Below are 23,336 nucleotides of genomic sequence, written 5' to 3' on the forward strand. Positions count from 1 at the left end.
GTAGCGATAGATTGATTACATGTCAACGAATTCGTCGGCCGAGACTGTCCGCTGGCTGAACCCGGACGAGGAGCGAGCGTGGCGCGCCTTCCGCCGCATGATGATCGCCGTCCAGTCCGGTACGGCGCACGATCTGACCATGATCGGACTCTCCGAACCCGACTACGAGGTGCTGAGCACACTGTCGGAGCGGCCCCGCCGCACCAGCACGCTGGGCGAGCAGGCCGCCAAGATGGGCTGGTCACGCAGCCGTCTCTCTCGGCACGCCACTCGGATGGAAGCACGCGGCCTCCTACGGCGTGAACCCGACCCGGCCGACGGCAGAGGCTGCTACCTCGTTCTGACCGAGCACGGCCTAGAGACGCTCGAGAACGCCGCCCCGGCCCACCTGGAGTCGGTACGGCGCCACTTCATCGACCGGCTCACGCCGGAGGATCTCGCCGCCCTCGAACACATCGCCCGGAAGCTGGAGGAATCCGGGCAGACTTGACCGCCATGTCGGCGACATTGGCGGTAGGCCGAGGCGGCCGACTAGTGCTCGCCGCGATGATGACTGGCCGCCGCGGCACCCACGACCTGGAGACATGGCTCACCGCCATCGAGGACGGCGACCTGCCTCACCTGCATTCCTACTCGCGAGGCATCCGCCGGGACTTCGCCGCCGTGCCCAACGGGCTGACGCTGCCACACAGCTCAGGCGCGGTGGAAGGCAACATCTGCCGCGTGAAGGCCCTCATGCGCCAGATGTTCGGCCGCGCCAATTTCGACCTTCTCCGGAAAAGGATCCTGCTCTCGACGTGACCTCACGCAGAGTCACCACTTCACCTTTTCTGTGCCAGAGCCCTCAACGTTCCAGGTCAACCAGTCCCCGAGAAAGAGCTACACCCAAAGAAGAAGGACCCCGAATGGCTTCCGGGGCCCCATGTGTGCGTGTGGTACATCAGGCAGTTAGGGCGTTGGCGATTCGCTGGTTGGCGACCTCCTGATGGCCGTCGAGGCACTTGGCGTACACGCGTAGGAGGACGTCCACACTGTGGCCCGCCCGCTCGGCCACCTCAGGGGCCGGGACGCCCGCGTTGAGCCAGAGCGAAACGGCCGCGTGCCGGAGGTCGTACGGTCGGCGCGCAAGTGGTGAGACGACTTGGTAAGGCGCGAAAGCGAGCTTTCGTGCCTCCTGCCACACCTCCGTGTAGGCCGTCGAGGCGACTACCCCGCCGCGCTCGCTTTGAAAGAGCCGCCCGTCGGGGCCAAGGCCGAATTCATTGATGTGTTGCCGAAGGATCTCGACCAGGGCCCCCTATGCCCTGCGACGTCTGCTGGCACTCTCCGCCCGGAGAATCTGACTCCTTCGATGCGAACCTCGGTGGAGCATGCCGAGCCTGCTCGCCGAATGCCATCCGGTGCCGTGAGGATGACGTCCGTTGATCTCGACTGCGCTCCCGCGTCAGCAGGTCCGCGGACTCTAACCGGCTGGCCGACGGGCCCAGTACGCCGGAGAGCAGCCTGCTTCGACACTTCGTCCGCCAACCCGAATTGTCAGCCCCGCACGTCATGATCAGGGCACGTATATCCATCCTCCGCTCTCAAGGAGAGCCATGGCACAGATCATCAAAACGTTTCTCGATCCGAGAAAGATATCGCGGTACTTGGAGGGGATCGTAGACACCGAAGACGTCGATGCCACGTGGCAGATTCACAATCTCATCACTACCAGCGAGATCTGGTCCGACAGCGGCCCCAACGCCATCGCACTCGATTCCACCCACTGTGATGACGCTCTCATCAAGTACGAACTCTGGGACAGCGAGCCGACCGCTTCGGACTGGGGTGAGAGTCGATCGGGAAGCGTCTACCTGACCTCCGGGAAGGTCCAGGCGATGAGCTCCTGGTCTGGAGACAGCACGTACAACGAGGAGTTCGACCTCGGCCGCCGAGATCAAGAGTGGCGGTTCAGGATCCACCGCAAGTTCCTCAGCGAGGAGGATTTCACGACGGACATCATCAGCCTGGTCCTGTTCAAGGTGCTGTTCTGGTCACCCGCAGAGACTGCGCACCCCTGTGCCGAGACGACCCGAACCCATGGCCGCTGAACAGCAGAGGGCCCGGCGCAGCCGCTCGGGGTACGGGCCGAACCCGCCGATTGGCAGGTAAGGCTCGATGAACTCCCACTCTTCGTCTGTTAGTTGGACTCGCGTCACGCAAGACGGCCTATCGGATCAGGCCTCGCCGTACGGGCGAATCCCGCAGATTGATCACAATCCGATACGCGCCCTAGCACTCTCGCCGCCTCCCGCGGAAAACCGCTCAGGCGCGTTTCACGTCACAGCGTAGAGGCATATATCCGTGCCGGCCGATCCTGATACACCGCCTCACACTCAAGCGTTAGACCGATCTTTTCGGCGACGCGTTGCGAAGGAACGTTGTCCGGATTGATGATCGCAATGAGTCGGTCGAGCTTGAGGACATCACGGGCGTAGTCGCGACAAGCTATCGCCGCCTCGGTCGCATAGCCGTTGCCCTGAAGCTCAGCTCGAACCAGGTATCCGACCTCGGTTCTGATGACGCCTTCGATGTTCTGCAAGGTCAAGCCGCAGTTTCCGACGAACTCGCCACTGCTTCGGAGTGTGATCAGCCAGAGGCCGTGACCGTGTTCCCGATAACCACGTTGGTTCCACTCGATCCAGCGCAGGGCCTCGTCTCGGCTCATCGGACGTGGGTAGTAGCGCATGACCTCGCTGTCGCCCAGGAGCGCGGCCATGTCGTCCAGATCATCGGGAGTCATTTCACGGAAAGCGAGGCGTTGTGTCGGCTCGGGAGGACGACGTTTCAAGCTCACATGGTCCCTTCTGGAGTATGCGAACCAGCGAACAGATCAGGCGATTACCGATGCGGGGGATACGGGGATCAAAAGATCATACGGCCCCACTCTGGATCGCACCATCTGCTATGCAATCGAAAGCAAGGGATGACGCCGAGTGACACGGCGGCGACTGTCTAAGTTGATCTCCCGCGGCCCTTGCGATCGCCTCGTCGTGGTTGGCCACCGAACATGGTTGGGGGCGATCGGCGGTCCGGGGCTTCGTTCCTCAGCCCCGGCCTATCGGAGCGCCGATGGTTGCACTTGGGGTTGCAGTACGGGACCGTCCAGGGCGGTTCAAGATAGGCCGCGCAGGCCCGCTGACCTGCATTGCACTGTCCTGAACCATGATCAGCCGAGCTTTTAATCCGCAGGTCCGGCGCGGGAGGGGTAGCTTGCAAGATCCGGAATATATCCGGAACGCGCCTCTCTGGAAGAGGGCCGGGGCACCGCTCGGCCGCAGGTCAGAGAGCCTTTCGAGGTCGCAAGCGCGACGCCCTGTAAAACCGTCGGTTCAGCCTACCCAGGTTCGAGCCCTGGACCTGCCACCAGCCATAACGGCAGCTCAGAGCCCCCTCCGGGGGCTCTTTTGCTTTCCCAAGACATGCAGCCATGTGCCGCCCAGAGCGGCTGTTTGTCGCTGCTCCCGGAATATACGCGGAATGGATCATGAAGTGTTTCCCCAGGTCGCGGAGCACTTTCGGCCAGCGTCCGGCCCTCACGTCGAGGGCGCTGCCCTGGCGGCGACTGCTCCAGACGGGCATGCTGATCGTGTGATGGATGCTGCCGAAGTCTGCACCATTCGAACTGCCCGTCCAGAGGATCTGGTGGCGGTCTTGCAGGTATACGCCGCCGAACGCGGCCCAGATGGTGACTCTCCCCGCGAGGTTTCGGATCTGGAACGGCAGACCTGGCAACAGATGATGCGATCCAGCGGACTCACTGTTTATCTCGCTGAGGTCAACGATCAGGTAGTCGGGACGGCAACGCTGATGGTGATGCCGAACCTGACCTATGGCTGTTCCTCCACCGCGTTTGTCGAGGCAGTCGTGGTTGCCGCCGGTCATCGCCGCAGAGGCGTGGCCACCGAGATCATGCGTCAGCTCCTCAGCGACGCTCGGTCTGCGGGATGCAACAAGGTCCAGCTCCTGTCCCACAAGCGCCATGCCGCCGACGGTGCTCATCGCCTCTATACCTCGTTGGGGTTCGAGCCGGAGGCGGAGGGATTTCGGCTCTATCTCCAGCAGGTTCCTGCCGCCGTTCAGGCCGCCAAGATGGCATAGCGCTGAGAGCCGATCCTGGGAACGCCGAAGGACCCTGGAGCGCTCCGGGGTCCCAGTGGTAGGGCAGGCATTCACGCCGTCAGGGCGGAGGGGAAGGCGGGGCCGCCGGAAGGACCAGTTCCAGCCGGGTGGGGCGAGGGTGACGGGAAGATCCACAGGCCATGCGCGTCCCGGGCCTGAGCAGCTGCGGCTCAGTCTCCGGCCGAGGCGGGTGCGTCATCAGCGAAATCGAAGCTCAGCCACCGGTCGGGACGCGCGGTGAACAGCACGAAGGTGCCGGCCGGGTTGGCCGTCTCGGCCTCGGCGAAGGCGCGGGCGAGGTCCGGCGGCAGGTAGCGGGAGGTGATGGCTGTCACTTCCTCGACCGCGGGCGTCCGGTCCTCCTCCACCACCGTGCACTCGACCGTGACGTACTTGTAGGGAAACTCGGCCTGCTGCACGCAGAAGCTCAGGGCCCCCGACCGCTGGAGCAGCCGGGTCTTGCGCGCGACCCGGCCTTGACTGCCGGTGAAGAAGGTCAGGTTTCCGCCGGGCGTGTAGGCGTACCAGACAGGCACGGTGAGCGGGGGACGGCCATCGTCGGTGGCGACGCTGAGCACGCCGACGTGCGGCAGGGCGAGGAAGTGCTCGCGCTCGGGGGCGGTGAGGGTGCGTGCCATGGCTGCCTCCTGGGCAAGCGGTCGGGGGCTGCGGAAACCGAGGGCGGGCGGGGTCACGGCCGCGACATCGTGGGGTACTCATCGCGCGGCCGGAGCCAGCTCATCGTCGGGTCCTGCGGCCAGCCCTCGGGGGAGTCCTCCCACTCCTCTTGACGTCCGTAGGGCGTGAGGTCGAGCAGGTTGAAGTCGAGCCGGAGCCGGTCGACCCCGCGACCGCTGGTGTAGTAGGTGCGGAAGACCTCCGCGCCGTCGCGTAGCAGCACGCTCAGCCCGAAGCCGTTGCCCAGCCCGAGGTCGTCGTAGAAGTCGTCGCCGGCTGAGTACCAGGGCACGGTCCAGCCCATCCGCCGCCGTAGAACGTCGATCTCCTCCTGCGGTGCGCGGGACATCAGGATCAGCCGGGTGTGCCGGGCGTTGAGGTGGGACTGGTCGGCGATGTTGTCGGTGAAGGTGGCGCAGCCGGTGCACAGCCAGTCCTGCCCCGGGGCCTGCATGAAGTGATAGATCACCAACTGGCGGCGGCCCTCGAATAGACCGGGCAGATCGACCGTCGAGCGGTCCGGCGCGGTGAAGCGGTAGCCGTCGGCGAGGGGGACCATCGGCAGCCTGCGCCGTTCCGCGGCCAGCGCGTCCAGTGCTCGGGTCTGCTCCTTCTCCTTGACCAGCAGCGCCTCGCGCGCCGCCTGCCATTCCTGTGCCGACACGACGGGGGGACGGTGCACGGCGGGCTCCTCTGTGCATCTCTTAAGGGAACTTGCGGTGGCCGACGCTAGCAGAGGTCGGTCTCTTCAAGGAACCCTCTCGGGCTATCATCGAACTTATGCAGCGAACCCGGTTCGGTGACATGGCCTGCTCGATCGCGCGCACACTGGACGTGATCGGCGAGCCATGGTCGCCGTTGATCCTGCGCAACGTCATGGTGGGGATTGGACGCTTCGACCAGCTCCAGCAGAGCCTCGGCATCTCCCGGAAGGTGCTGACCGAGCGGCTCAGATGGCTCGTGGACAACGACGTGCTGGAACGGCGGCAGTATTCGGAGCGGCCGCCCCGGTACGAATACGCGCTCACCGTCAAAGGTACGGAGTTGTGTGACCTGCTGATGGTGATGGTGCGGTGGGGCGACCGCTGGACGGCGGGCGAGGCCGGGCCGCCGGTGCTGTACCGGCACCACGCCTGCGGGGAGATCGGCCACGTCGAGCTGCATTGTTCCGTGTGCGACCGTCCCATGGACGTCACCGGCATCGACATCCTGCCTGGCCCGGGAGCTGCCATCACCACCTGACTCGTCCCCCTTTTATGGCCCGGCGATCACGCGGATCACTTGGCCTGCTCCCCCAGAGGGGACGACGGCGACGGGATGATCTGTCCGGGGGCGTGAGGCCGCTCGCTTCATGATCCGGATCGTGTCCGGAACGATCAATAGCGGAAGGTATCCGAGCAAGGAAGAAACACCAGGTCAGGGGCTTCCGACGCCTTCAGATCATTTGTGACCGCTACGGTTCGATCAGCACGCCGCCGTTTTTGTGGAGGACGCATGGCCGTCAGCTTTTCCGCCGTGCGGCGCGGAGGCCTCGTGCTCGGCGTCGCGTTGCTCGGGCTGGCACTGTCCTCGGCTGCCCATCTGTGGTGGGGGACGACGGGCGCGGCGCTGCTCGGCATCGCCGGCGTGGGCGGCACGTTGTTCGCGTTGACGCACCTGTACGGCACGCGGCGGCCGCTCCGGTTGGGGAATGTGCCGCTCACCCTCGGCTTCCTGGCGGTGTTCGTCCTGTACGGCGTCGGCGTCGCCGCCGCACTGGACATCGCGATGACGCTGGTCGGCATCGACGCCCACGCGGTCGTGGACCGGACCTGGGTGACGCGCGGCAAGGCTTCCCTGAACTACCACTGCACGCTGCGCCACGAGGACGGCACCCCGATCCCGCGCGAGTTCGCGTCCAACTGCGAGGGCCGCGAGCGCGGCGACACCATACCGGTCGTCCTCGATCCCCGGGGACGGTTCCCGCCGGTCAGAGGCCCCAAGGCGGACCTGCCCGCGGTGGGCGAGACCCAGATCGCGGGGATCGCCGGTCTCGTGCTCCTGGCCTCGACCGCCATCGGAAGCGTGCCCGCGCGGGCGCCCTCGTCCGGTCGGCGGAACCCGCCCGCGCGCAAGTGACCCCTTTGCTTGTATGTCACGCCGTCAGGGCTTCATCAATCCTCCGGTTGGCGATCTCTTGTTGGCCGTCGAGGCACTTGGCGTATACGCGGAGGAGGACATCCACGCTATGCCCGGCCCGTTCGGCGACATCGGGGGCCGAGATGCCGGCATTGAGCCAGAAGGAGACAGCCGCGTGCCGGAGGTCGTACGGCCGTTGGCCGAGGGGAGAGGCGACCTGGGCGATGCGGCGGGGACCGAACGCCAGGTCGACAGCTGAGCGAGCCGGGACAGGCCGCATGGTGACACCGCCGGCTCACCGGGCCTACGGCCCAGGCCGTATGCCCGACAACGGGCGATCAGTCGGCGTCCTGGATGAGCAGTTCGTAGAACGGATAGTGGTGGTCGTAGTAGGACTTCAGCAGGGCGTTGTTGTCGACGGTGACGGTGTAGTCGTTGCTGCGGCTGATGAAACCCGCGCTTCGGATGGCGTCCACATGCCAGGCGCGGTACCGCTCCCACTCGGGTCGCTCGCCGGGACTCCAACTGAGCGAGTGCGGCAGGAACGGTAGCCCGACGTAGTCGCAGTAGCGCTCGACCACCGAGACCGGGTCGCTGACCAGTTGCTCGGAACGGATCACCAGGGGCTTGCGCCCGGTGGCCGCCTAGTAGGCCACGCGTACCGTGATCATCGCCGCGGTATGCAAGCGTTATGCCGCGCGGCCGCCCGTGGTCATCGACCGGTGCTCCGCTCAACGGAGGACCCCCGGTCGGCTCGATAGAGGACCGCCGGTCGGCCGTGCGGGGGACGACGCGGGGCGGCGCCGCCGCCTAGCTTCCCTACCCAATCCCGCCCGTCGGTGGCGGGCCCGACGGAAGGGAAGGTCCATGTCGGCGCTCTCAGATCCACACAGATTTCGCAGACAGGCGGCAGGGCTCTGCCTGATCGTGGCGCCGCTCCTCTACGTGGCCGGTGTCGTCGCCGACCCGGCGCTCAGGCAGGGCGAGGGCAGCGACACCGTCGGGGTCTACGGCAGATACCCGGACCAGGTCTCGGTCAGCGCCTCGCTCCTGCACTGGAGTTGGGTGCTGTTGCTTCCGGGCGTCATCGGGATGATCCATCTGATCCGGCAGCGTGCCGTGGTCTTCGGACACATCGCCGGGGGACTCGCGCTCCTCGGCATCGTGAACTTCTCTGCGCTGATGCTCGGTGACTTCTTCTACTCGCGGCTCGAACGCGCGCTGCCGGCCGCTCAGGGCGCCCTGCTCGCGGACGAGGCGTTCGCCGACCTCGGAGCCCGGTACGCGTTCCAGATCCCGGGCTTCATCGGGCTGTTCGGCCTGTTCCTTCTCGGACTGGCCCTGGCCTACGCCGGCCACGCGCCCTGGTGGGCTCCCTTCGCGATGCTCCCTGGCATTCTGGGGGCGCCGATCTTCCCGATCGGCACAGCCGTGGGTGGGTCGCTCTACCTGGCCGGCGCCGGAGTGATCGGACTGAGGATGCTGCGAATGAGCGACGAGGAGTGGGCGAGGCAAGCCGCGGCTCACCCGACCTCGGCGGGATCACCGAGCGGGAACCTGGCGAACACGCGGTAGCCTCCGCCCGTGATGGGGCCGGCGGAGAGCTCGCCGCCGTGCATAGCGGTCCGCTCGCGCATCCCGATCAGGCCGTGCCCGCCCCCGCCGTTCGGGATACGGCCCGGGCCGGCCCCGTCATTGACGATGACGATGCTCAACTCGGCAGGCTCGTACGCGAAGGTGACGTCGACCTTGGCGGCCTGCGTGTGTTTCAGCACGTTCGTCAGGGCCTCCTGGATCAGCCGGTACGCGGACAGGTCGAGTCCCGGCGGCAGGGTCCGCCGAGCGCCGATGATCCGCAGGTTGACCTCCGGTCCCGCCTCCTTGACCTGCGCGATCAGGTCGTCCAAGCGATCCAGTCCCGGCTGGGGAGCCAGCGGATCGCCGTCTTTGGTGCTGCGGAGCATCCCGAGCATGAGCCTGAGCTCCTCGACCGCCTCGCGTCCGGCCTGCTCGACGCCGAGCAGCAACTCGCGTTCGCGCTCGCGGCTGTCCCCGAGCATCCTGCGCACCCCGCCCACGTGCAGGGTCATCAGACTCACGTTGTGCGAGATGATGTCGTGAAGTTCACGGGCGATCCGGGAGCGCTCCTCGGTCACTGCCCAGCGGGCCCGCTCCTCGCGTTCCATCTCCAGACGCGTGGTGCGCTCGGCCAGCCGTGTCGTCCGGTCCGTCTGCCGGCGCAGCAGGATGCCGCTGGTGTACGCCACCCCGACGAAGACGGCCTTTATCAGGATTTCGGCGACGTCGTTGTCCGGCAAGGTCTGCAGGTGGCCGTACGCGATCAGCACGCAGACCAGCCCGGCGATCCCGCGGCGGCTGCGCAACTCGGCAGCGCTCCCCACAGTGTGTACCAGGATCAACGTCGAGTAGAAATGCCAGGCGGCGTAGTACCAGGTGTTCGTGATCACCTGTACGGCGAAGCCGACAGTGGTCAGCGTGAGGAGCATGGTCATCGGGAATCTGCGCCGGAACAGCAGCAACACCCCGGAGATGACCGCTCCCACGGCCAGCGGCATCGGATCCTTGATCTGTTCGGGTTCGAACCCCTGGCGGCCGAAGGACTCGACCAGCCCGACCACCCCCACGGCGAGGGAGAGCGACACGTCCAGCCAAGTCGGCCGCCAGTCGCGGAGCAGCCTCGTCAGCACGGCTCACCCTCCCCTCCCGGACGTACGACCCCGGCCTCGTAGGCGAACACGACCGCGTGGATGCGGTCGCGCAGGTTGAGCTTGTGCAGGATCCGAGCGACATGGGTCTTGACGGTCGCGTCGCCGATCCCGAGCTCCCGCGCTATCTCGGGGTTGGACATCCCGTGCGCGACCATCCGCAACACCTGGAGTTCGCGTCGCGTGAGCGTGGCCAGCTCAACCGGCGTGTCCGGCTCGGGGCGGGCCGCGAACGAGGCGATCACCCGTGTGGTGACCGCGGGGTCGATGACCGCGTCCCCGGCCGCCGCCGCCCGTATGGCGTCGAGCAATTGCTCCGGCGGTGAGCTCTTGAGCACGAAACCGTGCACTCTCGTACGCAGCGAGGCATGCAGGTTGTCGTCCGTGTTGAAGGTGGTCAGCATGATGATCTTCGGCGGGTGGGGATCGTTGAGGAGCAGCCGGGCGGCGCTCAGTCCGTCCAAACCGGGCATCGCGATGTCCATCAGCAGGACGTCCGGCCGCAGTCGCCGGGCCATGGTGAGGGCCTGGTGGCCGTCGGCCGCCTCTCCGACGACCTCGATGCCGGGCGCGGTCTCCAGGACGAGCCGCAGCCCGGCTCGGATCATGGCCTGATCGTCCGCGATGACCAGCGTGATCGGCATCGGATCCTCCGCGTCTGTCCTGGCACGCTCGCAGCGTACAAAGATCGATGACACGCCGACATCCCCGTGAACGGGGACCGCGACCGGGACCGTGTCCGTCGTGTGGCGGACCCAGGGTCCGCCACACGACGTACCGGTCCCCAGGGCGGCCGGTACGGCTCGTGCCCACGGTGCCGTGCCCGTTCCGTTGATCGACTGGGGCGCGCAGGGGGCGGGTAGATGAGCCGCGCGGTGGAGGAGTCCAACCGGCGGATGCTCCGTGCCCGTGACGCGATGGACCGCGCCTACGCGGAACCGCTCGACATTCCCACGCTGGCCCGGATCGCCCACGTCTCGGAGGCGCATTTCATCCGGACCTTCCGGGCGGCGTTCGGCGAGACCCCGCACCGCTACCTCCAGCGCCGCCGGGTGGAGCGTGCGATGTTCCTGTTGCGCCAGACCGACCGGAGCGTGACGGAGATCTGTTTCGCCGTCGGCTTCACCAGTCTGGGCACGTTCAGCCGTACCTTCCGCGCCATCGTCGGCGAATCCCCGACGCTGCATCGGAAGCGCGGGCGCATTCCGGACGTGCCCACCTGTTTCGCGATGGCCTGGACGCGACCGAGCAGTTTCGGAGAAGCACCGCGCGACCGTGGCTGACTAGCGTGGCATGCATGTTCAACGCACTCACTCACTCGCACATTTACGTCTTCGACCAGGACGAAGCCCTCGACTTCTACGTCGGCAAGCTCGGTCTGGAGGTCAACACCGACGCCGACATGGGGTTCATGCGCTGGCTGACCGTCAACGTCCCCGGCCAGCCGGACAGGGAGATCCTGCTGGAGAAGCCGGGCCCGCCCGCGCTGGACGACGCGACGGCCGAGCAGGTCCGCGAGCTGGTCGCGAAGGGCGCGATCGGCCTGCTCATCTTCAGTACGGACGACTGCCGGAGGACCTACGAGACATTGCTCGCCAAGGGCGTCGAGTTCACCCAGGAGCCCACCGAGCGCTTCTACGGCATCGACTGCGCGCTGCGCGATCCGTTCGGCAACGCGATCCGGTTCACGCAGCCGGCCCCGCGGCCGCACGTGCCCACGTCCGGCTGTTGATCACCTGCCTCCGGCCACGATGAACACACAGGCACCTGGAACTGCGGCATCTGTCCTGCTATGCGCATGACCAAAGCATGTCTGTGTGTTCATTGTGACGATGGAACACCGACCGGGCCCGATCGGTGATCTCCGGCTGGACTATGGCGGTAGGGAGGTGGCCTCGGCAAATATCACGTTCTGTCATGGAATATTGCGATATTTCCGGAAAGAATGCTGCGGCAAAGCGGGATGAAAAGCTATTGTCGCGTTCATGCGATGGGGGCGGCTGGCCGCCGGTGCGGCCGTGCTCTTCCTGGCCGTGGGATCGGTCCCCCGCGCCGACGAACTGGTCAGAGTGGTCGGCTACGCCTACGCGTCCCAGGGCATCCCGTACTCCTGGGGAGGCGGCCACGGGAAACGGCCGGGGCCGTCCCGGGGCACCTGCCGCGGCTACAGCGGGTCCGTACGGCCCTGCCCCGCGGAGCGGACCCGGGGCCTGGACTGCTCCGGCTTCACCCGCTGGATGTACCGGCTCGCCTTCGGCGACGACGTGCTGGGCGGCGGCAACACCGACGACCACATCCGCAGGATGCGCAAGGTGCGCGTGCCGCGCCCCGGCGACCTTGTGTTCTACGGCAGCCGGAAGAAGACCCACCACGTCGGTGTCTACGTCGGCGCCGGCAAGATGATCAACGCGTTCGCCACCGGAACGACGACGAGGGTGGATGACGTCGGCGCGGTGAAGGACCTCCTCGGCTTCTACCACTATCCGACGTGACGGACCCCGCTGGGGATGTCAGGCACCGAAGATCAGCCGTTGCCGCCGCCGGTGGCCCCCCGCAGTAGCGCGAGCAGCATCACGAGCACCGGCCCGGCGAGCTTCCGCGCCCGAACTGTTGTGACCTGTGATGTTCGGTGAAATTGACGGGGCGAAGCGATAGTTTGTCGAACTATGGAACGGCGATGGGTGGGGCCGCACGGCTACGAGATCGTGCCCGCCACCCGTGACGGCCGTCAGGTCCTTCGCGTGCGGAGGCACGGCCACCCTGTCGCCGACTGCCGTTCGGTGGAGGAGGTCGCCCGATATGTCGATCTTGCCGACCTTTGTGAAGTGATCCCTCTGCCGTCGCGGGACGAGGATCGGCGGGCCGTGCTCCCGTAGTTCCCGTAGTTCCCGGCGTGCTGGGCGCGACCCCTCTAACCTCGGAGAATCCCGATTTCACGAGGGGGAACCATGCGCCTGCCCGCCGCACTCGCCCTGGCCGCCCTGTGCCTCGCAGCCGCCTGCACGAGCCAGGCGCCCCGTACGGCTCCCACGGAGGAGCCGCAGATCTACGTGCTCAACCTGTACGGCGACGAGAACGGCAGGAGCGACCAGCGTCCCCAGGCTCTCGTGCTGTCGGAGTTCAGCACGGTCAGCGGGATGCGCTGGCAGAGCTGGGGGCCCAGCCGGGCGGTCGGCGTAGGACGACTCAGCGGCACCTGGTGCCTGCCCCAGTGCCAGGACCGGCCCTACGACGCCACCGTGACCCTGAGTGCCGTCGTCCCGTTCAAGGGCAACGGATACTTCACGAAATATGCGATCAAGGCGAAGTTGCCGGCGGCCCAGAAGGAGATGGCCGACCTCGCGGGCGGCCTGCCGACGCCGGAAGACCAGTAGCGGGAATACCGGCGGTCACCCTGGATCATGCCCCCGCCGGGGGTGGCCGGGACGGCGGTGCGGCACGGCGTGCGTGACGGCGTCCGTGACGGCGTGCGTGATGGCGCACATCGGGGTGAGCGTCCCGGAGTGAGCGGTGGGGCCCCTTCCCCGCAGGTCGGCCGCAGGACGCCGTGAACCCCTACTCCCAGGGTGATACGGCGTCCCACTTTGATTTCGCATCAGTCGCCCGGGACGTGTATGGTTACACCTGTCCGCAGCGCGAGAGCGGCGGCGGGCACGCCCCTATAGCTCAGTCGGCAGAGCGTCTCCATGGTAAGGAGAAGGTCAACGGTTCGATTCCGTTTGGGGGCTCTCGCTAACAAGTCCCGCTCGATCCTTCGGGCGGGTCTTTTGGCGTGATGGGTGGGGTTTCGCCCTCTCATCGCAAAACCGTTTGGGTTTCTCCGGTGGGCTCCGGCACACTGGAGGTGCCCGAGCCCGATCACGGCCGCACGCGCGTGCGTGACGGCCGTCCAGGTCGGGTATCCTTGCGTGGCCGGTCGATTTTGCCGGTTCAAGGCGGAGTAGCTCAGTCAGGCAGAGCAAGCGGCTCATAATCGCTGTGTCGCCGGTTCAAGTCCGGCCTCCGCTACTACCCTGCCCGGTTTCCCTCACACAGGACACCGGGTGCGGGTTGTCCAGTAGTCCCAAGCGTAGAAAGGCACTCCCACGTGGCTGCCACAGACGTTAGGCCGAAGATCACGCTGGCCTGCCAGGAGTGCAAGCACCGCAACTACATCACGCGGAAGAACCGGCGCAACGACCCGGATCGGCTTGAGCTGAAGAAGTACTGCCCCAACTGCAAGACGCACCAGGCGCACCGCGAGACGCGCTAAGCACTGGGCGCGCCGCCGCCGAGCGTCCGGGTAGAACTCTTCGACGTGCTGCCTGTCACGCCCGTCAAGCGGGCAGGGGCGTTGCACTGGCATGTGCCAGGCCACTCCAACGCGTAACCGGCGTTCCTGAACAGGGACGCCGGTTTCTCGCGTTCAAGGCCGCCTTTGAAAGCGGGACCGCCTTTGAAAGCCCGCCGGGGAGCCGGCGAATACGGCTGATCGTCGTCGCGACCCGCGAACGCGGGTGGTTCATCCATCTTGGCGCGGGTGATCCGTTTTGTCGTGTCGAGACAGAACCATGGTGGTCGTCGTTGGCGCAGGGCGACACATGATCCAACGGCCGGACCGGGCTAACGTTGGTCCTGGCCGGCGTACGGCGAAAGCCTGACCAACGACAGTCGAACCTTGTTCTGTTACCGTCGGCCTCTCAGCTCTGTAGCCGCGAAGGAGCACGGGCACCGATGGCTTTGAACCGTGATTTCGTCGGGCGGGCGTATACGGCGCCTGCCCCCTACGAGGTCAGCCGCGTGAAGATCAAGGAGTTCGCCGCCGCGATCGGCGACACCAACCCGATCTACTCCGACAGGGACGCCGCCGCCGCGGCCGGTCACCCTGACGTGATCGCGCCGCCGACCTTCCCGATCGTGTTCAGCCTCGCCGGCGCGGACGAGGCGCTCTCCGACCCCGAGTTCGGGCTCAACTTCGCCATGGTGGTCCACGGCGAACAGCGCTTCGAGTACCAGCGGCCGATCTACGCCGGTGACCAGCTGATCTGCACCTCCACGATCACCGAGATCCGCAGCGTGGGCCGCAACGAGTTCCTGACCGTGCGGAGCGACGTGTCGACCCCCGAGGGCGAGCTCGTCTGCCGCACCTACAACACCATCGTCGAGCGTGGAGGGGCGGCGTAACCATGGCTGCGACGGTCAAGTACGACGAGGTCACGGCCGGGCAGGAGATCCCCGCCGTCGAGTACCCCGTACATCGCGTGAACCTCGTGATGTACGCGGGCGCCTCCGGCGACTTCAACCCGATCCACTGGAACGAGCGGTTCGCCAAGTCCGTCGGCCTGCCGGACGTCATCGCGCACGGCATGTTCACGATGGCCCAGGGCGGCCGGTTCGTGACCGACTGGGCGGGGGATCCCGCCGCGGTCGTCGACTACGGCGTCCGGTTCTCCTCCATGGTGGTCGTCCCCGACGACGACAACGGCGCGGTCATCACGGTGAGCGGCGTCATCGAGGAGAAGCTCGAGGACAAGCGGGTCGTGGTCGTCCTCACCGCCAGGTCGGGTGACAGCCGGGTCCTGTCCAAGGCCCGCGCCGTCGTCCAGCTCTCCTGACGGAAGGTTTGGACGACGCGGACCGGCGCGCCCGGCGGGACGCCGACCACCCATAGGCTGGGGCCTGCCGCGGCGGGACCGCGGCCGCTGAGGCTCCCGTCGTCGCTGAGGAATCGCATGGCTGACCGTTTGGCAGGGGTACGGCTCGCGCCGTACACGACGTTGCGGATGGGCGGCCGGGCCCGCGCCTTCGTCGAGGCACGATCCGAGGACGAGCTCGTCGAGGCCGTGGCCGACGCCGACAGGAACGGCGAACCGGTGCTGATCCTGGGCGGCGGCAGCAACCTCGTCGTCTCCGACGAGGGGTTCGACGGCCTGGTCGTCAGGGCCGCCTCCACCGGTGTCGAGATCGCCGATGACGGGCAGGTGGCCGTCCAGGCGGGGGAGGACTGGGACGCGCTGGTCGCCCGCTGTGTGGCCGAGGAACTGGCCGGCGTCGAGTGCCTGTCCGGGATCCCCGGCCTGGTGGGCTCCACCCCGATCCAGAACGTCGGCGCGTACGGGCAGGACGTGTCGCAGACCGTCACCGCGGTCCGCGTCTACGACCGGATGACCGGCGAGATCTGTGACCTGACCGCGAGCCAGTGCGGTTTCGCCTACCGATACAGCGCCTTCAAGGCGGATCCCGGGCGGCACGTCGTGCTGGCGGTGACCTACTCCCTCACCAGGTCCGTCCTGTCGGGGCCGGTCGCGTACAAGGAGCTGGCGGTACGGCTCGGCGTGGAGATCGGCGACCGGGTGCCGCTCGCGGAGGCGCGGGAGGCGGTGCTGGCACTCCGCCGGGGCAAGGGCATGGTGCTCGACCCGCACGACCCGGACACGCGCAGCGCGGGCTCCTTCTTCACCAACCCTGTGCTCGACGCGGCGGCGGCGGCCGACCTCGAGCTCCGCGCGCCCGGACATCCCCGCTGGGACATGCCGGACGGCGCGGTGAAGGTCCCTGCTGCTTGGCTGATCGAGAACGCCGGGTTCCCCAAGGGCTACGAGAAGGGGCGTGTGCGCATCTCGACCAAGCACACGCTCGCCCTCACGAACCCCACCGGCGAGGCGGGCGCGGCCGAACTGCTGGCGCTGGCCAGGGAGGTACGCGACGGGGTGCGGGAGAAGTTCGGCGTCACCCTCGTGAACGAGCCGGTCATGGTCGGCCTCGCCCTGGGCGAATAGAGCGCCCTGAGAGGCGTCTGAGGGGCGTCTGAGAGGCACTGACGAGAGGCGTCTGGGAGTCGTCTGAGAGGCGTCCACCTGAGGAAATGGGCACCTGCTCGCCGTCCGCTGGGTTAGGGCGAACCAGCCGAAGGGGAGTAGTCCCAAATCCGTGGATCGACACACTGGTGTGATCTTTCACGCCGGGTCACGGAGCCCATGCGGCGGACGAGACCTTCGGCCCGACAGCCATGTCAGCTACGTCAGTCATGCTGCCGGGCCGAAGTCGTGTGCCCGAAAGCTCCCCAGGGTGCCGAACGCGGTCCGGTCGCGCGAGCACAAGAGGCGACCCTTGGAAGCGTTCTGGATATCCCTGGTCGTGATCTTCGCGGCCGAACTCGGCGACAAGAGCCAGCTCATGGCTCTGACCTTCGCCACCCGGTTCAAGGTGTGGCCGGTGCTCACCGGCATCACCATTGCCACCTCGGTCGTCCACCTCTTCAGCGTCGGCCTCGGCCGGGTCATCGGCGACGCCCTCCCCACCACGGCGCTCTCGATCGCGGCCGGCATCGCCTTCCTCGGCTTCGCCGCGTGGACGCTACGCGGTGACGAGCTCAGCGACGAGGAGTCGGGGAAGGCCGCGAGAACCACGCGCTACGTCCTGATCGCCGTGACCGCGGCGTTCTTCCTCAGCGAGATGGGCGACAAGACCATGTTCGCCACGATTGCCCTCGCGACGCGGCACGGCTGGTTCGGCACCTGGATCGGCTCCACCGTCGGCATGGTCGTGGCCGACGCCCTCACGATCGTCATCGGCCGGTTCGTCGGCGCGCATCTCCCCGAGAAGTGGATCAAGTACGGCGCGGCCACCGCGTTCGCGTTCTTCGGCGTGATCCTCCTCCTGGAGCCGCTGTTCGCCTGACCCGACGCGGGGAGCGGAGCGGGAGGGAGGGAGCTGTGGGTTCCCTCAGCTGAGCAGGGACAGGCGGTGGGCGGCCGCGGCGGCCTCACCCCGGGTCGAGACGCCCAGCTTGGGCAGGATGTTCGACACGTGGACGCTGACGGTCTTCGCCGAGATGAACAGCTCTGCGGCGATGTCCCGGTTGGTCCGCCCCTGGGCGACCAGCCGGAGCACCTCCAGCTCGCGCCGGGTCAGCGGGACTTCAGGTGCGAGTCCACGGTCCGGAGCGTCGTCGAGGACCGCTCCGACACGCCGGGCCAGGGCGTCGATCTCGGTGACGAGCGGGACCGCGCCCACCGCCTCCGCGAGCGGCCTGGCCGCGCGCAGCCGTACGGCGGCGCCGTCGCGGTCGCCGTCCGCCGCCGCGGCGGTCGCGGCGTACACCAGGGCCTTGGCCTGCGGGTAGGGACGGCCCAGGAGCTTCCATGCGGCCGCCGCCTCGTCGAACCTGCCCTGGTACACCTGGCGGAACGCGTCCCCCACCGGCCCGCAGGCGACGGTGTCGGTCGCGAGCTCCCCGGTCAGGTTCCGTACGGTCGCCGTGAGCTCGGGGGCGACGGCGGCGGCCCGGTCGCAGGCCGTCCGGACCGCGGCGAGCAGCCGCCAGCCGAGCATGGCCTTCCCGGACCAGCGCGGGTTGCTGAGCGCGGATTCGGCCGCTTCGAGCGCCTTGCGCGGCTCGCCTTGGAGGAGGTACCAGCCGATCAGCAGACGGGCGTTGGTGGTCCACTCCTGCGTCCCGTCCTCTGGCCGGAGAGTGAACGCGCCGACTTCGGTGAGGAGCTTCTTGGCGACGTCCTCCTCGCCGCGGGCGATCGCGATGTCGGCCCGCACCCGCAGCAGGTGCCAGCGGTTCTGTCGCGTCGGGTCCATGGTCAGGGCGCGCGCGGTGACCTCGACGGCCTCGTCCCAGCGGCCCAGCGCCTCCAGCGCCTCGGCCCGGTTGTGGGCGATGAAGACGCCCTGGGTGCGGTACCTGCCGTACATCTTGGCCAGCCTCTCGCCCTCGGCGGCGAGCCGTACCGCCTCCTCCGACCGGCCGAGGTTGTTCAGCGTGTCCACGTTGTTGCCGATCGCGCGCAGCGTGATCCGCGCCGATTCGAGGCGCCTCCCGATGGCCAGGGCGCGGCTGTTGGTGGCGTGGGTCGTCTCCAGATCGCCGGAGATCGAGTGTCCGAGGGCGAGGTTCAGCAGCAGGTCCGCCTCCAGGCCCTCGTCGCCGAGATCGCGGGCGATCTGGAGTGCCTCCTCGGTGACCGCGGTCCCCTCGGCCACCTGGTCGCAGAGCATGAGGACCCGGCCCAGATGGCTCAGGACGGAGGCCCGGGCCTCGGTGGAGTGCGGGACCAGCCGCTCGGCGTGCCGGAGATCCTCGATGAACCCGGACGTATGCTTGTGAATCTTGATGTTGGCCCGGCGGACCAGGAGCTCGGCCACCCGCTCGGGCTCGGTCTCCTCGTCCAGGTCGGCGAGCGCGGCCTGGACGAACTTCTTGCCGCGGTCCAGCTCGCCGCAGAGGTAGGCGCCCTCCGAGGCCTGCTCCAACACGGTGACGTGGTCCACCCCGATCCGCTGTGCCGCGTCGGGCACCTTGTCCCAGAGTGTGAGGACGCGTTCGAGCAACTGGACCTTCTCGGTGTAGGCGAACGCGCGGGCCGCCTTCTCCGCCGCCTGCCACGCCGAGATGAGCGCCCAGACGTCGTCGCGGGCCGAGTACCAGTGATGGGCGACCTCGATGGCCGCCCTTCCCGGTGGGACGAGCTCACGGTCGCGGTCGATCTCCATGGCGTAGCGCGCGTGCAGCCGCACGTGCTCGCCCGGGAGCAGGTCGTCGTGTACGGCCTCGCGGATCAGGGCGTGCCGGAAGACGTACGCGCCGTCGGCGACCTGTATGACGTTGGCGGCGATGGCCGGCCGCAGCGCCTTCTCCAGGTCGTCGTCGGACAGCCCGCTCACGGCGGCGAGCAGCGCGTGACCCACCCGGATCCCGCCCGCGGCCGAGACCCGCAGCACGTGCTGGGTGTCCTCGGGAAGGCGTTCCACCGACGCGCTGATCAGGTCGTGCAGGGACTCGGGGAAGGAGCACTCGTCGCAGTCGATCAGCGCCTCGACGAACAGGGGGATGCCCTCGCTGCGCTCGAACACCCTGCCGACCTTGGCGAACTCCGGAGTGACGCCCAGGATGCCCGCCATCTGCGCGGCCACCTCGTCCTGCGTGAAGCGCGGCAGATCGATCCTGGCGACGCCCTCCACCCGGCCGAGCTCCGCGAGGACCGGCCGGAGGGGATGCGTGCGGTGCAGTTCGTCCGAGCGGTACGTCAGGACCATGAGGACGGGCGCGCCGCGCAGGTTGCGGCTCAGGAAGGCGATGAGGTCGCGGCTGGACCGGTCGGCCCAGTGGATGTCCTCGATGATGAGGACCACGGGCCGTCGCTCCGCGAGCCGTTCGAGCAGGGTCAGGATCAGCTCGAAGAGCCGGGCCCGCGCGGACTCGGTGTGCAGGTTGCCGCTGGGCTCGCCGAACTCGGGCAGCAGCCTGGCCAGTTCGCGTTCGGAGCCGTCGGGCAGGAGCGCGGCCACGTCGGCGGTGCTCGTCTCGCGGACGAGCTGTCGCAGGGCGGCGGTGAACGGGGCGTAGGCCAGGCCCTCCGCCGAGAGCTCCACGCACCCGCCGGCCAGGACGTGGGCGCCATCCCTGGCGGCCTGGTCGGCGAAGCGGGAGACCAGCCGGGTCTTCCCCACGCCCGCCTCACCGCCGAGCAGCACCGCGACCGCCGCCTGCTTGCGGGCCTGGTCGAACGCCTCGGCCAGCATCTCGAGTTCCGCGCCCCGTCCGACGAAAACGGGGCTCACCGCCCGGGCCATCATGTGGTCAAGCATTACACGCCATCCGTACGGTTTCGCCTGCTTTCCACTTAATGGACAGGGGTCATGGAGGCAGAAAGGCCCGGCCGGGAGGGAGACTCCGGCCGGGCCTTCGAGGCGCGCTCATGCCGCGCGGGACTTGCCGAGGGACGCACGCGCCCGGTGGACGCTGTCCCTTCGCTCCTTGAGCGCCGCGATGGCGGCGCGTACGGTCCGGTGGTGGGCGGCCTCCTCGCGGAGCTCCGCGGCGCGGTTGATGATCATCTGGTAGTGCAGCTCGGGACCCATCACGTTTTTTCCTCTCTTATTTCCTTACACACTCAAGGTTCGGGCTAAGGCCCCCTCCGCCACATCAGGCGGATGTCCTATCTGTGCTTCGGGCGCGCGTCCTAGTACGCCTAAGCCCCCCTTAGACCGTGGTCCCGCCGGGTTCCGGCCACTCTGGATCCGCTGTGGATCTTTTTTTGGATCTCTCTTCGGATCTTCCTGCGGAGATCCACTACGCACCGCCCGGGGCGGGACCGGCGACATGTGACAAAAAACCTGGAAGGGGCTCGGCTCCGGTCGGTTTGGAAACCGTGAGACAGGTCGGCGATGCTGGGGTGGTGTCAACTACGACTGCTCCGTTCGCGGAGGTCGCCTCTTCCAACGCGACGCTGCGCGCGTTCCTGCACGGGCTCCCCGGTGTCGACCGGGTCGGTGCGGACGCGCGGGCCGCGATGCTGGGGACGCGTTCGATCAAAACGACGGCCAAGGCCCAGGCGATCGACCTGGCCATCTCGATGGTGGACCTGACCACGCTGGAGGGCGCCGACACCCCGGGCAAGGTCCGGGCGATGTGCGCCAAGGCGGCCCACCCCGACCCCACCGACCCCTCCGTTCCCCGTGTCGCCGCCGTGTGCGTCTACCCCGACCTCGTGGCGACCGCCGTACGCGCGCTGGACGGTTCGGGGGTGAAGGTCGCCTCCGTGGCGACGGCGTTCCCGAGCGGCCGGTCGTCCCTGGAGGTGAAGGTCGCCGACACCGCGCTCGCGGTGGCCGCCGGAGCCGCCGAGATCGACATGGTGATCGACCGGGGCGCGTTCCTGTCCGGTGACTACCTGAAGGTGTTCGAGGAGATCACCGCGATCAAGGCCGCCTGTGGTGACGCGCACCTCAAGGTGATCCTGGAGACCGGCGAGCTGGCCACGTACGACAACGTGCGGCGTGCCTCGTGGCTGGCGATGCTGGCCGGGGCCGACTTCATCAAGACCTCCACCGGCAAGGTGCAGCCCGCGGCCACGCTGCCGGTGACGCTGATCATGCTGGAGGCGGTCAGGGACTTCCGGCTGCGCACCGGCCGCGTGATCGGGGTCAAGCCCGCGGGCGGCATCCGTACGACCAAGGACGCGATCAAGTACCTCGTGCTCGTCAACGAGACCGCGGGCGCCGACTGGCTGAACCCGGACCTGTTCCGGCTGGGCGCCTCGACGCTGCTGAACGACCTGCTGATGCAACGGCAGAAGATGGCCACCGGCCGGTACGCCGGCCCCGACTACTTCACCCTGGACTGAGGCGGCCCATGTTCGAGTACGCACCTGCGCCCGAATCGCGGGAGATCGTCGACATCAAGCCGTCGTACGGGCTGTTCATCGGCGGCGAATGGGTCGACTCCCTGGGCGAGGATCACCACAAGACCATCAACCCGGCGTCCGAGGAGGTCCTGGCGGAAGTCGCCTGGGCGACCGAGGCGGACGTCGACCGTGCGGTCCAGGCGGCGCGCAAGGCGTTCGCCACGTGGTCCGCGCTGCCCGGCTCCGAGCGGGCCAAGTACATCTTCCGGATCGCCCGGATCATCCAGGAACGCTCGCGTGAACTGGCCGTCCTGGAGACCCTGGACAACGGCAAGCCGATCCGCGAGTCGAGGGACGTGGACCTGCCGCTGGTGGCCGCGCACTTCTTCTACTACGCGGGCTGGGCGGACAAGCTGGGATATGCCGGGTTCGGGGCCGACCCCCGGCCGTTGGGCGTGGCCGGGCAGGTCATCCCGTGGAACTTCCCCCTGCTGATGCTGGCCTGGAAGATCGCCCCCGCCCTGGCGTGCGGTAACACGGTGGTGCTCAAGCCCGCCGAGACGACCCCGCTGACCGCGCTGGCGTTCGCCGAGATCTGCCGCCAGGCCGACCTGCCGCCCGGCGTGGTGAACATCGTGACCGGCGCGGGCGAGACCGGGGCCGCCCTGGTGAACCACCCCGGAGTCGACAAGGTCGCCTTCACCGGCTCCACCGAGGTCGGCCGCATGATCGCCAGGTCGGTCGCCGGCACCCGCAAGAAGCTCACGCTGGAGCTGGGCGGCAAGGCCGCGAACATCGTGTTCGAGGACGCCGCGCTGGACCAGGCCGTCGAGGGCATCGTCAACGGCATCTTCTTCAACCAGGGCCACGTGTGCTGCGCGGGCTCGCGGCTGCTGGTGCAGGAGTCCGTCGCCGACGAGGTGCTGGACGCTCTCAAGCGGCGGCTGTCCACGCTGCGGCTCGGCGACCCGATGGACAAGAACACCGACATCGGCGCGATCAACTCCGCCGCCCAGCTCGCCAAGATCCGCGAGCTGTCGGAGGCCGGGGTCAGCGAAGGCGCCGAGCGGTGGTCGCCCGCCTGCCCGATCCCCGACCGGGGGTTCTGGTTCCCGCCGACCGTCTTCACCGGTGTGGCGCAGTCGCACCGGATCGCCCGTGAGGAGATCTTCGGGCCGGTGCTGTCCGTGCTGACGTTCCGTACGCCGGCGGAGGCCGTGGAGAAGGCCAACAACACGCCGTACGGCCTGTCGGCCGGGGTCTGGACGGAGAAGGGCTCCCGCATCCTGTGGATGGCGGACCGGCTGCGCGCCGGGGTCGTGTGGGCCAACACCTTCAACCGGTTCGACCCCACCTCGCCGTTCGGCGGGTTCAAGGAGTCCGGCTACGGCCGGGAGGGCGGACGACACGGTCTGGAGGCGTACCTTGCAGTGTGAACATCGCCGGCGCCGCCGCCTCGTCCGGCGCGCCGCGGCCGGAGCGGGCGTCGGCTACGCCCGCGGCCGCCGCTCACGCCGCTTCGCCGTACGGCATGGCT

At 68.0% G+C, this 23,336-nt stretch carries 27 protein-coding genes, 2 tRNA genes and 1 pseudogene; 21 read left to right on the forward strand and 9 right to left on the reverse strand.

Annotated elements, in window-relative coordinates:
* Window positions 1-19: 19 nt before the first annotated feature.
* The 3 genes from QSK17_RS18235 to QSK17_RS18250 all read left to right on the forward strand — a co-directional run bounded on the left by QSK17_RS18235 (window position 20) and on the right by QSK17_RS18250 (window position 2,090).
* Window positions 20-490, forward strand: a complete 471-nt coding sequence (locus tag QSK17_RS18235) for a MarR family winged helix-turn-helix transcriptional regulator (protein WP_285706043.1) — start codon at window positions 20-22, stop codon at window positions 488-490.
* A gap of 44 nt (window positions 491-534) precedes the next feature.
* Window positions 535-801: a transposase gene (locus QSK17_RS18240; RefSeq protein ID WP_502889236.1), complete on the forward strand. Its 267-nt coding sequence runs from the start codon at window positions 535-537 to the stop codon at window positions 799-801.
* A gap of 794 nt (window positions 802-1,595) precedes the next feature.
* Window positions 1,596-2,090 carry a hypothetical protein gene (locus QSK17_RS18250; protein WP_285706045.1) on the forward strand — a complete coding sequence of 165 codons (495 nt, stop codon included), beginning with the start codon at window positions 1,596-1,598 and terminating at the stop codon, window positions 2,088-2,090.
* Between the two features lie 230 nt (window positions 2,091-2,320).
* Here QSK17_RS18250 and QSK17_RS18255 read toward each other — a convergent pair whose 3' ends face one another.
* Window positions 2,321-2,830, reverse strand: coding sequence for a GNAT family N-acetyltransferase (locus tag QSK17_RS18255; RefSeq protein ID WP_285706046.1), 510 nt, complete (start codon window positions 2,828-2,830; stop codon window positions 2,321-2,323).
* 689 nt (window positions 2,831-3,519) lie between these two features.
* Between QSK17_RS18255 and QSK17_RS18260 the strand changes: the two genes are divergently transcribed.
* Entirely contained in the window at window positions 3,520-4,140 is a 621-nt protein-coding gene (locus tag QSK17_RS18260) for a GNAT family N-acetyltransferase (protein ID WP_285706051.1), read from the forward strand.
* Between the two features lie 191 nt (window positions 4,141-4,331).
* Here the strand turns inward: QSK17_RS18260 and QSK17_RS18265 are convergent, their stop codons facing one another.
* Together QSK17_RS18265 and QSK17_RS18270 are read right to left on the reverse strand one after the other, a co-directional pair.
* Window positions 4,332-4,799 carry a pyridoxamine 5'-phosphate oxidase family protein gene (locus tag QSK17_RS18265; protein WP_285706052.1) on the reverse strand — a complete coding sequence of 156 codons (468 nt, stop codon included), beginning with the start codon at window positions 4,797-4,799 and terminating at the stop codon, window positions 4,332-4,334.
* A gap of 53 nt (window positions 4,800-4,852) precedes the next feature.
* Window positions 4,853-5,521 (reverse strand): DUF899 domain-containing protein, encoded by a 669-nt coding sequence (locus QSK17_RS18270; protein ID WP_285706053.1) that lies wholly within the window; start codon window positions 5,519-5,521, stop codon window positions 4,853-4,855.
* Window positions 5,522-5,619: 98 nt separating this feature from the next.
* On the opposite strand from QSK17_RS18270, the gene QSK17_RS18275 reads away from it, so the two are divergent.
* Together QSK17_RS18275 and QSK17_RS18280 are read left to right on the forward strand one after the other, a co-directional pair.
* On the forward strand, window positions 5,620-6,081 hold the full coding sequence (locus QSK17_RS18275) for a winged helix-turn-helix transcriptional regulator (protein WP_285706054.1): 462 nt from the start codon (window positions 5,620-5,622) through the stop codon (window positions 6,079-6,081).
* A 252-nt stretch (window positions 6,082-6,333) separates the two neighbouring features.
* The gene (locus QSK17_RS18280; RefSeq protein ID WP_285706055.1) at window positions 6,334-6,957 is read left to right on the forward strand and encodes a hypothetical protein; all 624 of its coding nucleotides are present in this window, start codon (window positions 6,334-6,336) and stop codon (window positions 6,955-6,957) included.
* 16 nt (window positions 6,958-6,973) lie between these two features.
* On the opposite strand, the pseudogene QSK17_RS18285 reads toward QSK17_RS18280, so the two are convergent.
* Together QSK17_RS18285 and QSK17_RS18290 are read right to left on the reverse strand one after the other, a co-directional pair.
* Window positions 6,974-7,180 (reverse strand): annotated as a pseudogene (locus QSK17_RS18285) (tyrosine-type recombinase/integrase); the annotation flags it as partial.
* 115 nt (window positions 7,181-7,295) lie between these two features.
* Window positions 7,296-7,577 (reverse strand): hypothetical protein, encoded by a 282-nt coding sequence (locus tag QSK17_RS18290; RefSeq protein ID WP_285706056.1) that lies wholly within the window; start codon window positions 7,575-7,577, stop codon window positions 7,296-7,298.
* 247 nt (window positions 7,578-7,824) lie between these two features.
* Between QSK17_RS18290 and QSK17_RS18295 the strand changes: the two genes are divergently transcribed.
* Window positions 7,825-8,532 carry a hypothetical protein gene (locus tag QSK17_RS18295; protein WP_285706058.1) on the forward strand — a complete coding sequence of 236 codons (708 nt, stop codon included), beginning with the start codon at window positions 7,825-7,827 and terminating at the stop codon, window positions 8,530-8,532.
* Here QSK17_RS18295 and QSK17_RS18300 read toward each other — a convergent pair.
* Both QSK17_RS18300 and QSK17_RS18305 read right to left on the reverse strand, forming a co-directional pair.
* Complete coding sequence (locus QSK17_RS18300; protein WP_285706059.1) at window positions 8,481-9,665, reverse strand: sensor histidine kinase; 1,185 nt, start codon at window positions 9,663-9,665, stop codon at window positions 8,481-8,483. The two genes, QSK17_RS18295 and QSK17_RS18300, sit on opposite strands and share 52 nt — an antisense overlap.
* The gene (locus tag QSK17_RS18305; protein ID WP_285706061.1) at window positions 9,659-10,327 is read right to left on the reverse strand and encodes a response regulator; all 669 of its coding nucleotides are present in this window, start codon (window positions 10,325-10,327) and stop codon (window positions 9,659-9,661) included. The genes QSK17_RS18300 and QSK17_RS18305 overlap by 7 nt, the downstream gene beginning before the upstream one ends.
* Before the next feature lie 219 nt (window positions 10,328-10,546).
* On the opposite strand from QSK17_RS18305, the gene QSK17_RS18310 reads away from it, so the two are divergent.
* The 12 genes from QSK17_RS18310 (at window position 10,547) to QSK17_RS18365 (ending at window position 17,342) form a co-directional block, all read left to right on the forward strand.
* Window positions 10,547-10,966, forward strand: a complete 420-nt coding sequence (locus QSK17_RS18310) for a helix-turn-helix domain-containing protein (RefSeq protein WP_285706062.1) — start codon at window positions 10,547-10,549, stop codon at window positions 10,964-10,966.
* A 14-nt stretch (window positions 10,967-10,980) separates the two neighbouring features.
* Entirely contained in the window at window positions 10,981-11,415 is a 435-nt protein-coding gene (locus tag QSK17_RS18315; protein ID WP_285706063.1) for a VOC family protein, read from the forward strand.
* A gap of 253 nt (window positions 11,416-11,668) precedes the next feature.
* Window positions 11,669-12,175 carry a C40 family peptidase gene (locus QSK17_RS18320; RefSeq protein WP_285706064.1) on the forward strand — a complete coding sequence of 169 codons (507 nt, stop codon included), beginning with the start codon at window positions 11,669-11,671 and terminating at the stop codon, window positions 12,173-12,175.
* Between the two features lie 174 nt (window positions 12,176-12,349).
* The gene (locus tag QSK17_RS18325) at window positions 12,350-12,559 is read left to right on the forward strand and encodes a transposase (RefSeq protein ID WP_285706065.1); all 210 of its coding nucleotides are present in this window, start codon (window positions 12,350-12,352) and stop codon (window positions 12,557-12,559) included.
* Window positions 12,560-12,631: 72 nt separating this feature from the next.
* A complete protein-coding gene (locus QSK17_RS18330; RefSeq protein ID WP_285706067.1) occupies window positions 12,632-13,057 on the forward strand; it encodes a hypothetical protein in 426 nt (141 codons plus the stop codon).
* A 281-nt stretch (window positions 13,058-13,338) separates the two neighbouring features.
* Window positions 13,339-13,411 (forward strand) — tRNA-Thr (locus QSK17_RS18335).
* 206 nt (window positions 13,412-13,617) lie between these two features.
* Window positions 13,618-13,691, forward strand: a tRNA-Met gene (locus QSK17_RS18340).
* A 79-nt stretch (window positions 13,692-13,770) separates the two neighbouring features.
* Window positions 13,771-13,935 carry a 50S ribosomal protein L33 gene (rpmG, locus tag QSK17_RS18345; RefSeq protein WP_030921771.1) on the forward strand — a complete coding sequence of 55 codons (165 nt, stop codon included), beginning with the start codon at window positions 13,771-13,773 and terminating at the stop codon, window positions 13,933-13,935.
* Between the two features lie 461 nt (window positions 13,936-14,396).
* Entirely contained in the window at window positions 14,397-14,846 is a 450-nt protein-coding gene (locus tag QSK17_RS18350; RefSeq protein ID WP_285706068.1) for a MaoC family dehydratase N-terminal domain-containing protein, read from the forward strand.
* 2 nt (window positions 14,847-14,848) lie between these two features.
* Complete coding sequence (locus QSK17_RS18355; protein ID WP_285706069.1) at window positions 14,849-15,277, forward strand: MaoC family dehydratase; 429 nt, start codon at window positions 14,849-14,851, stop codon at window positions 15,275-15,277.
* A 117-nt stretch (window positions 15,278-15,394) separates the two neighbouring features.
* Window positions 15,395-16,441 (forward strand): UDP-N-acetylmuramate dehydrogenase, encoded by a 1,047-nt coding sequence (locus tag QSK17_RS18360; protein WP_285706070.1) that lies wholly within the window; start codon window positions 15,395-15,397, stop codon window positions 16,439-16,441.
* 331 nt (window positions 16,442-16,772) lie between these two features.
* On the forward strand, window positions 16,773-17,342 hold the full coding sequence (locus tag QSK17_RS18365) for a TMEM165/GDT1 family protein (protein ID WP_285706071.1): 570 nt from the start codon (window positions 16,773-16,775) through the stop codon (window positions 17,340-17,342).
* A 45-nt stretch (window positions 17,343-17,387) separates the two neighbouring features.
* On the opposite strand, the gene QSK17_RS18370 is transcribed toward QSK17_RS18365, so the two are convergent.
* Window positions 17,388-20,261 (reverse strand): ATP-binding protein, encoded by a 2,874-nt coding sequence (locus QSK17_RS18370; protein WP_285706072.1) that lies wholly within the window; start codon window positions 20,259-20,261, stop codon window positions 17,388-17,390.
* Between the two features lie 108 nt (window positions 20,262-20,369).
* Window positions 20,370-20,537 (reverse strand): hypothetical protein, encoded by a 168-nt coding sequence (locus tag QSK17_RS18375; RefSeq protein WP_285706073.1) that lies wholly within the window; start codon window positions 20,535-20,537, stop codon window positions 20,370-20,372.
* A gap of 314 nt (window positions 20,538-20,851) precedes the next feature.
* Between QSK17_RS18375 and deoC the strand changes: the two genes are divergently transcribed.
* Together deoC and QSK17_RS18385 are read left to right on the forward strand one after the other, a co-directional pair.
* Window positions 20,852-21,799 carry a deoxyribose-phosphate aldolase gene (deoC, locus tag QSK17_RS18380; protein ID WP_285706074.1) on the forward strand — a complete coding sequence of 316 codons (948 nt, stop codon included), beginning with the start codon at window positions 20,852-20,854 and terminating at the stop codon, window positions 21,797-21,799.
* 8 nt (window positions 21,800-21,807) lie between these two features.
* Entirely contained in the window at window positions 21,808-23,235 is a 1,428-nt protein-coding gene (locus tag QSK17_RS18385; RefSeq protein ID WP_285706075.1) for an aldehyde dehydrogenase family protein, read from the forward strand.
* Window positions 23,236-23,336: the final 101 nt, after the last annotated feature.

Source organism: Microtetraspora sp. NBRC 16547, from assembly GCF_030268965.1.
Taxonomy (GTDB): domain Bacteria; phylum Actinomycetota; class Actinomycetes; order Streptosporangiales; family Streptosporangiaceae; genus Microtetraspora.

Excerpts from the sequence above, each read along its gene's own strand:
- QSK17_RS18305 (WP_285706061.1), bottom strand. The coding sequence starts at position 10,327 with ATGCCGATCACGCTGGTCATCGCGGACGATCAGGCCATGATCCGAGCC.
- QSK17_RS18295 (WP_285706058.1), top strand. The coding sequence starts at position 7,825 with ATGTCGGCGCTCTCAGATCCACACAGATTTCGCAGACAGGCGGCAGGG.
- QSK17_RS18355 (WP_285706069.1), top strand. The coding sequence starts at position 14,849 with ATGGCTGCGACGGTCAAGTACGACGAGGTCACGGCCGGGCAGGAGATC.
- QSK17_RS18280 (WP_285706055.1), top strand. The coding sequence starts at position 6,334 with ATGGCCGTCAGCTTTTCCGCCGTGCGGCGCGGAGGCCTCGTGCTCGGC.
- QSK17_RS18315 (WP_285706063.1), top strand. The coding sequence starts at position 10,981 with ATGTTCAACGCACTCACTCACTCGCACATTTACGTCTTCGACCAGGAC.
- QSK17_RS18250 (WP_285706045.1), top strand. The coding sequence starts at position 1,596 with ATGGCACAGATCATCAAAACGTTTCTCGATCCGAGAAAGATATCGCGG.
- QSK17_RS18275 (WP_285706054.1), top strand. The coding sequence starts at position 5,620 with ATGCAGCGAACCCGGTTCGGTGACATGGCCTGCTCGATCGCGCGCACA.
- QSK17_RS18320 (WP_285706064.1), top strand. The coding sequence starts at position 11,669 with ATGCGATGGGGGCGGCTGGCCGCCGGTGCGGCCGTGCTCTTCCTGGCC.
- QSK17_RS18370 (WP_285706072.1), bottom strand. The coding sequence starts at position 20,261 with ATGCTTGACCACATGATGGCCCGGGCGGTGAGCCCCGTTTTCGTCGGA.
- QSK17_RS18350 (WP_285706068.1), top strand. The coding sequence starts at position 14,397 with ATGGCTTTGAACCGTGATTTCGTCGGGCGGGCGTATACGGCGCCTGCC.
- QSK17_RS18330 (WP_285706067.1), top strand. The coding sequence starts at position 12,632 with ATGCGCCTGCCCGCCGCACTCGCCCTGGCCGCCCTGTGCCTCGCAGCC.
- QSK17_RS18310 (WP_285706062.1), top strand. The coding sequence starts at position 10,547 with ATGAGCCGCGCGGTGGAGGAGTCCAACCGGCGGATGCTCCGTGCCCGT.
- QSK17_RS18385 (WP_285706075.1), top strand. The coding sequence starts at position 21,808 with ATGTTCGAGTACGCACCTGCGCCCGAATCGCGGGAGATCGTCGACATC.
- QSK17_RS18235 (WP_285706043.1), top strand. The coding sequence starts at position 20 with ATGTCAACGAATTCGTCGGCCGAGACTGTCCGCTGGCTGAACCCGGAC.
- QSK17_RS18265 (WP_285706052.1), bottom strand. The coding sequence starts at position 4,799 with ATGGCACGCACCCTCACCGCCCCCGAGCGCGAGCACTTCCTCGCCCTG.
- QSK17_RS18325 (WP_285706065.1), top strand. The coding sequence starts at position 12,350 with ATGGAACGGCGATGGGTGGGGCCGCACGGCTACGAGATCGTGCCCGCC.
- QSK17_RS18360 (WP_285706070.1), top strand. The coding sequence starts at position 15,395 with ATGGCTGACCGTTTGGCAGGGGTACGGCTCGCGCCGTACACGACGTTG.
- QSK17_RS18260 (WP_285706051.1), top strand. The coding sequence starts at position 3,520 with ATGGATCATGAAGTGTTTCCCCAGGTCGCGGAGCACTTTCGGCCAGCG.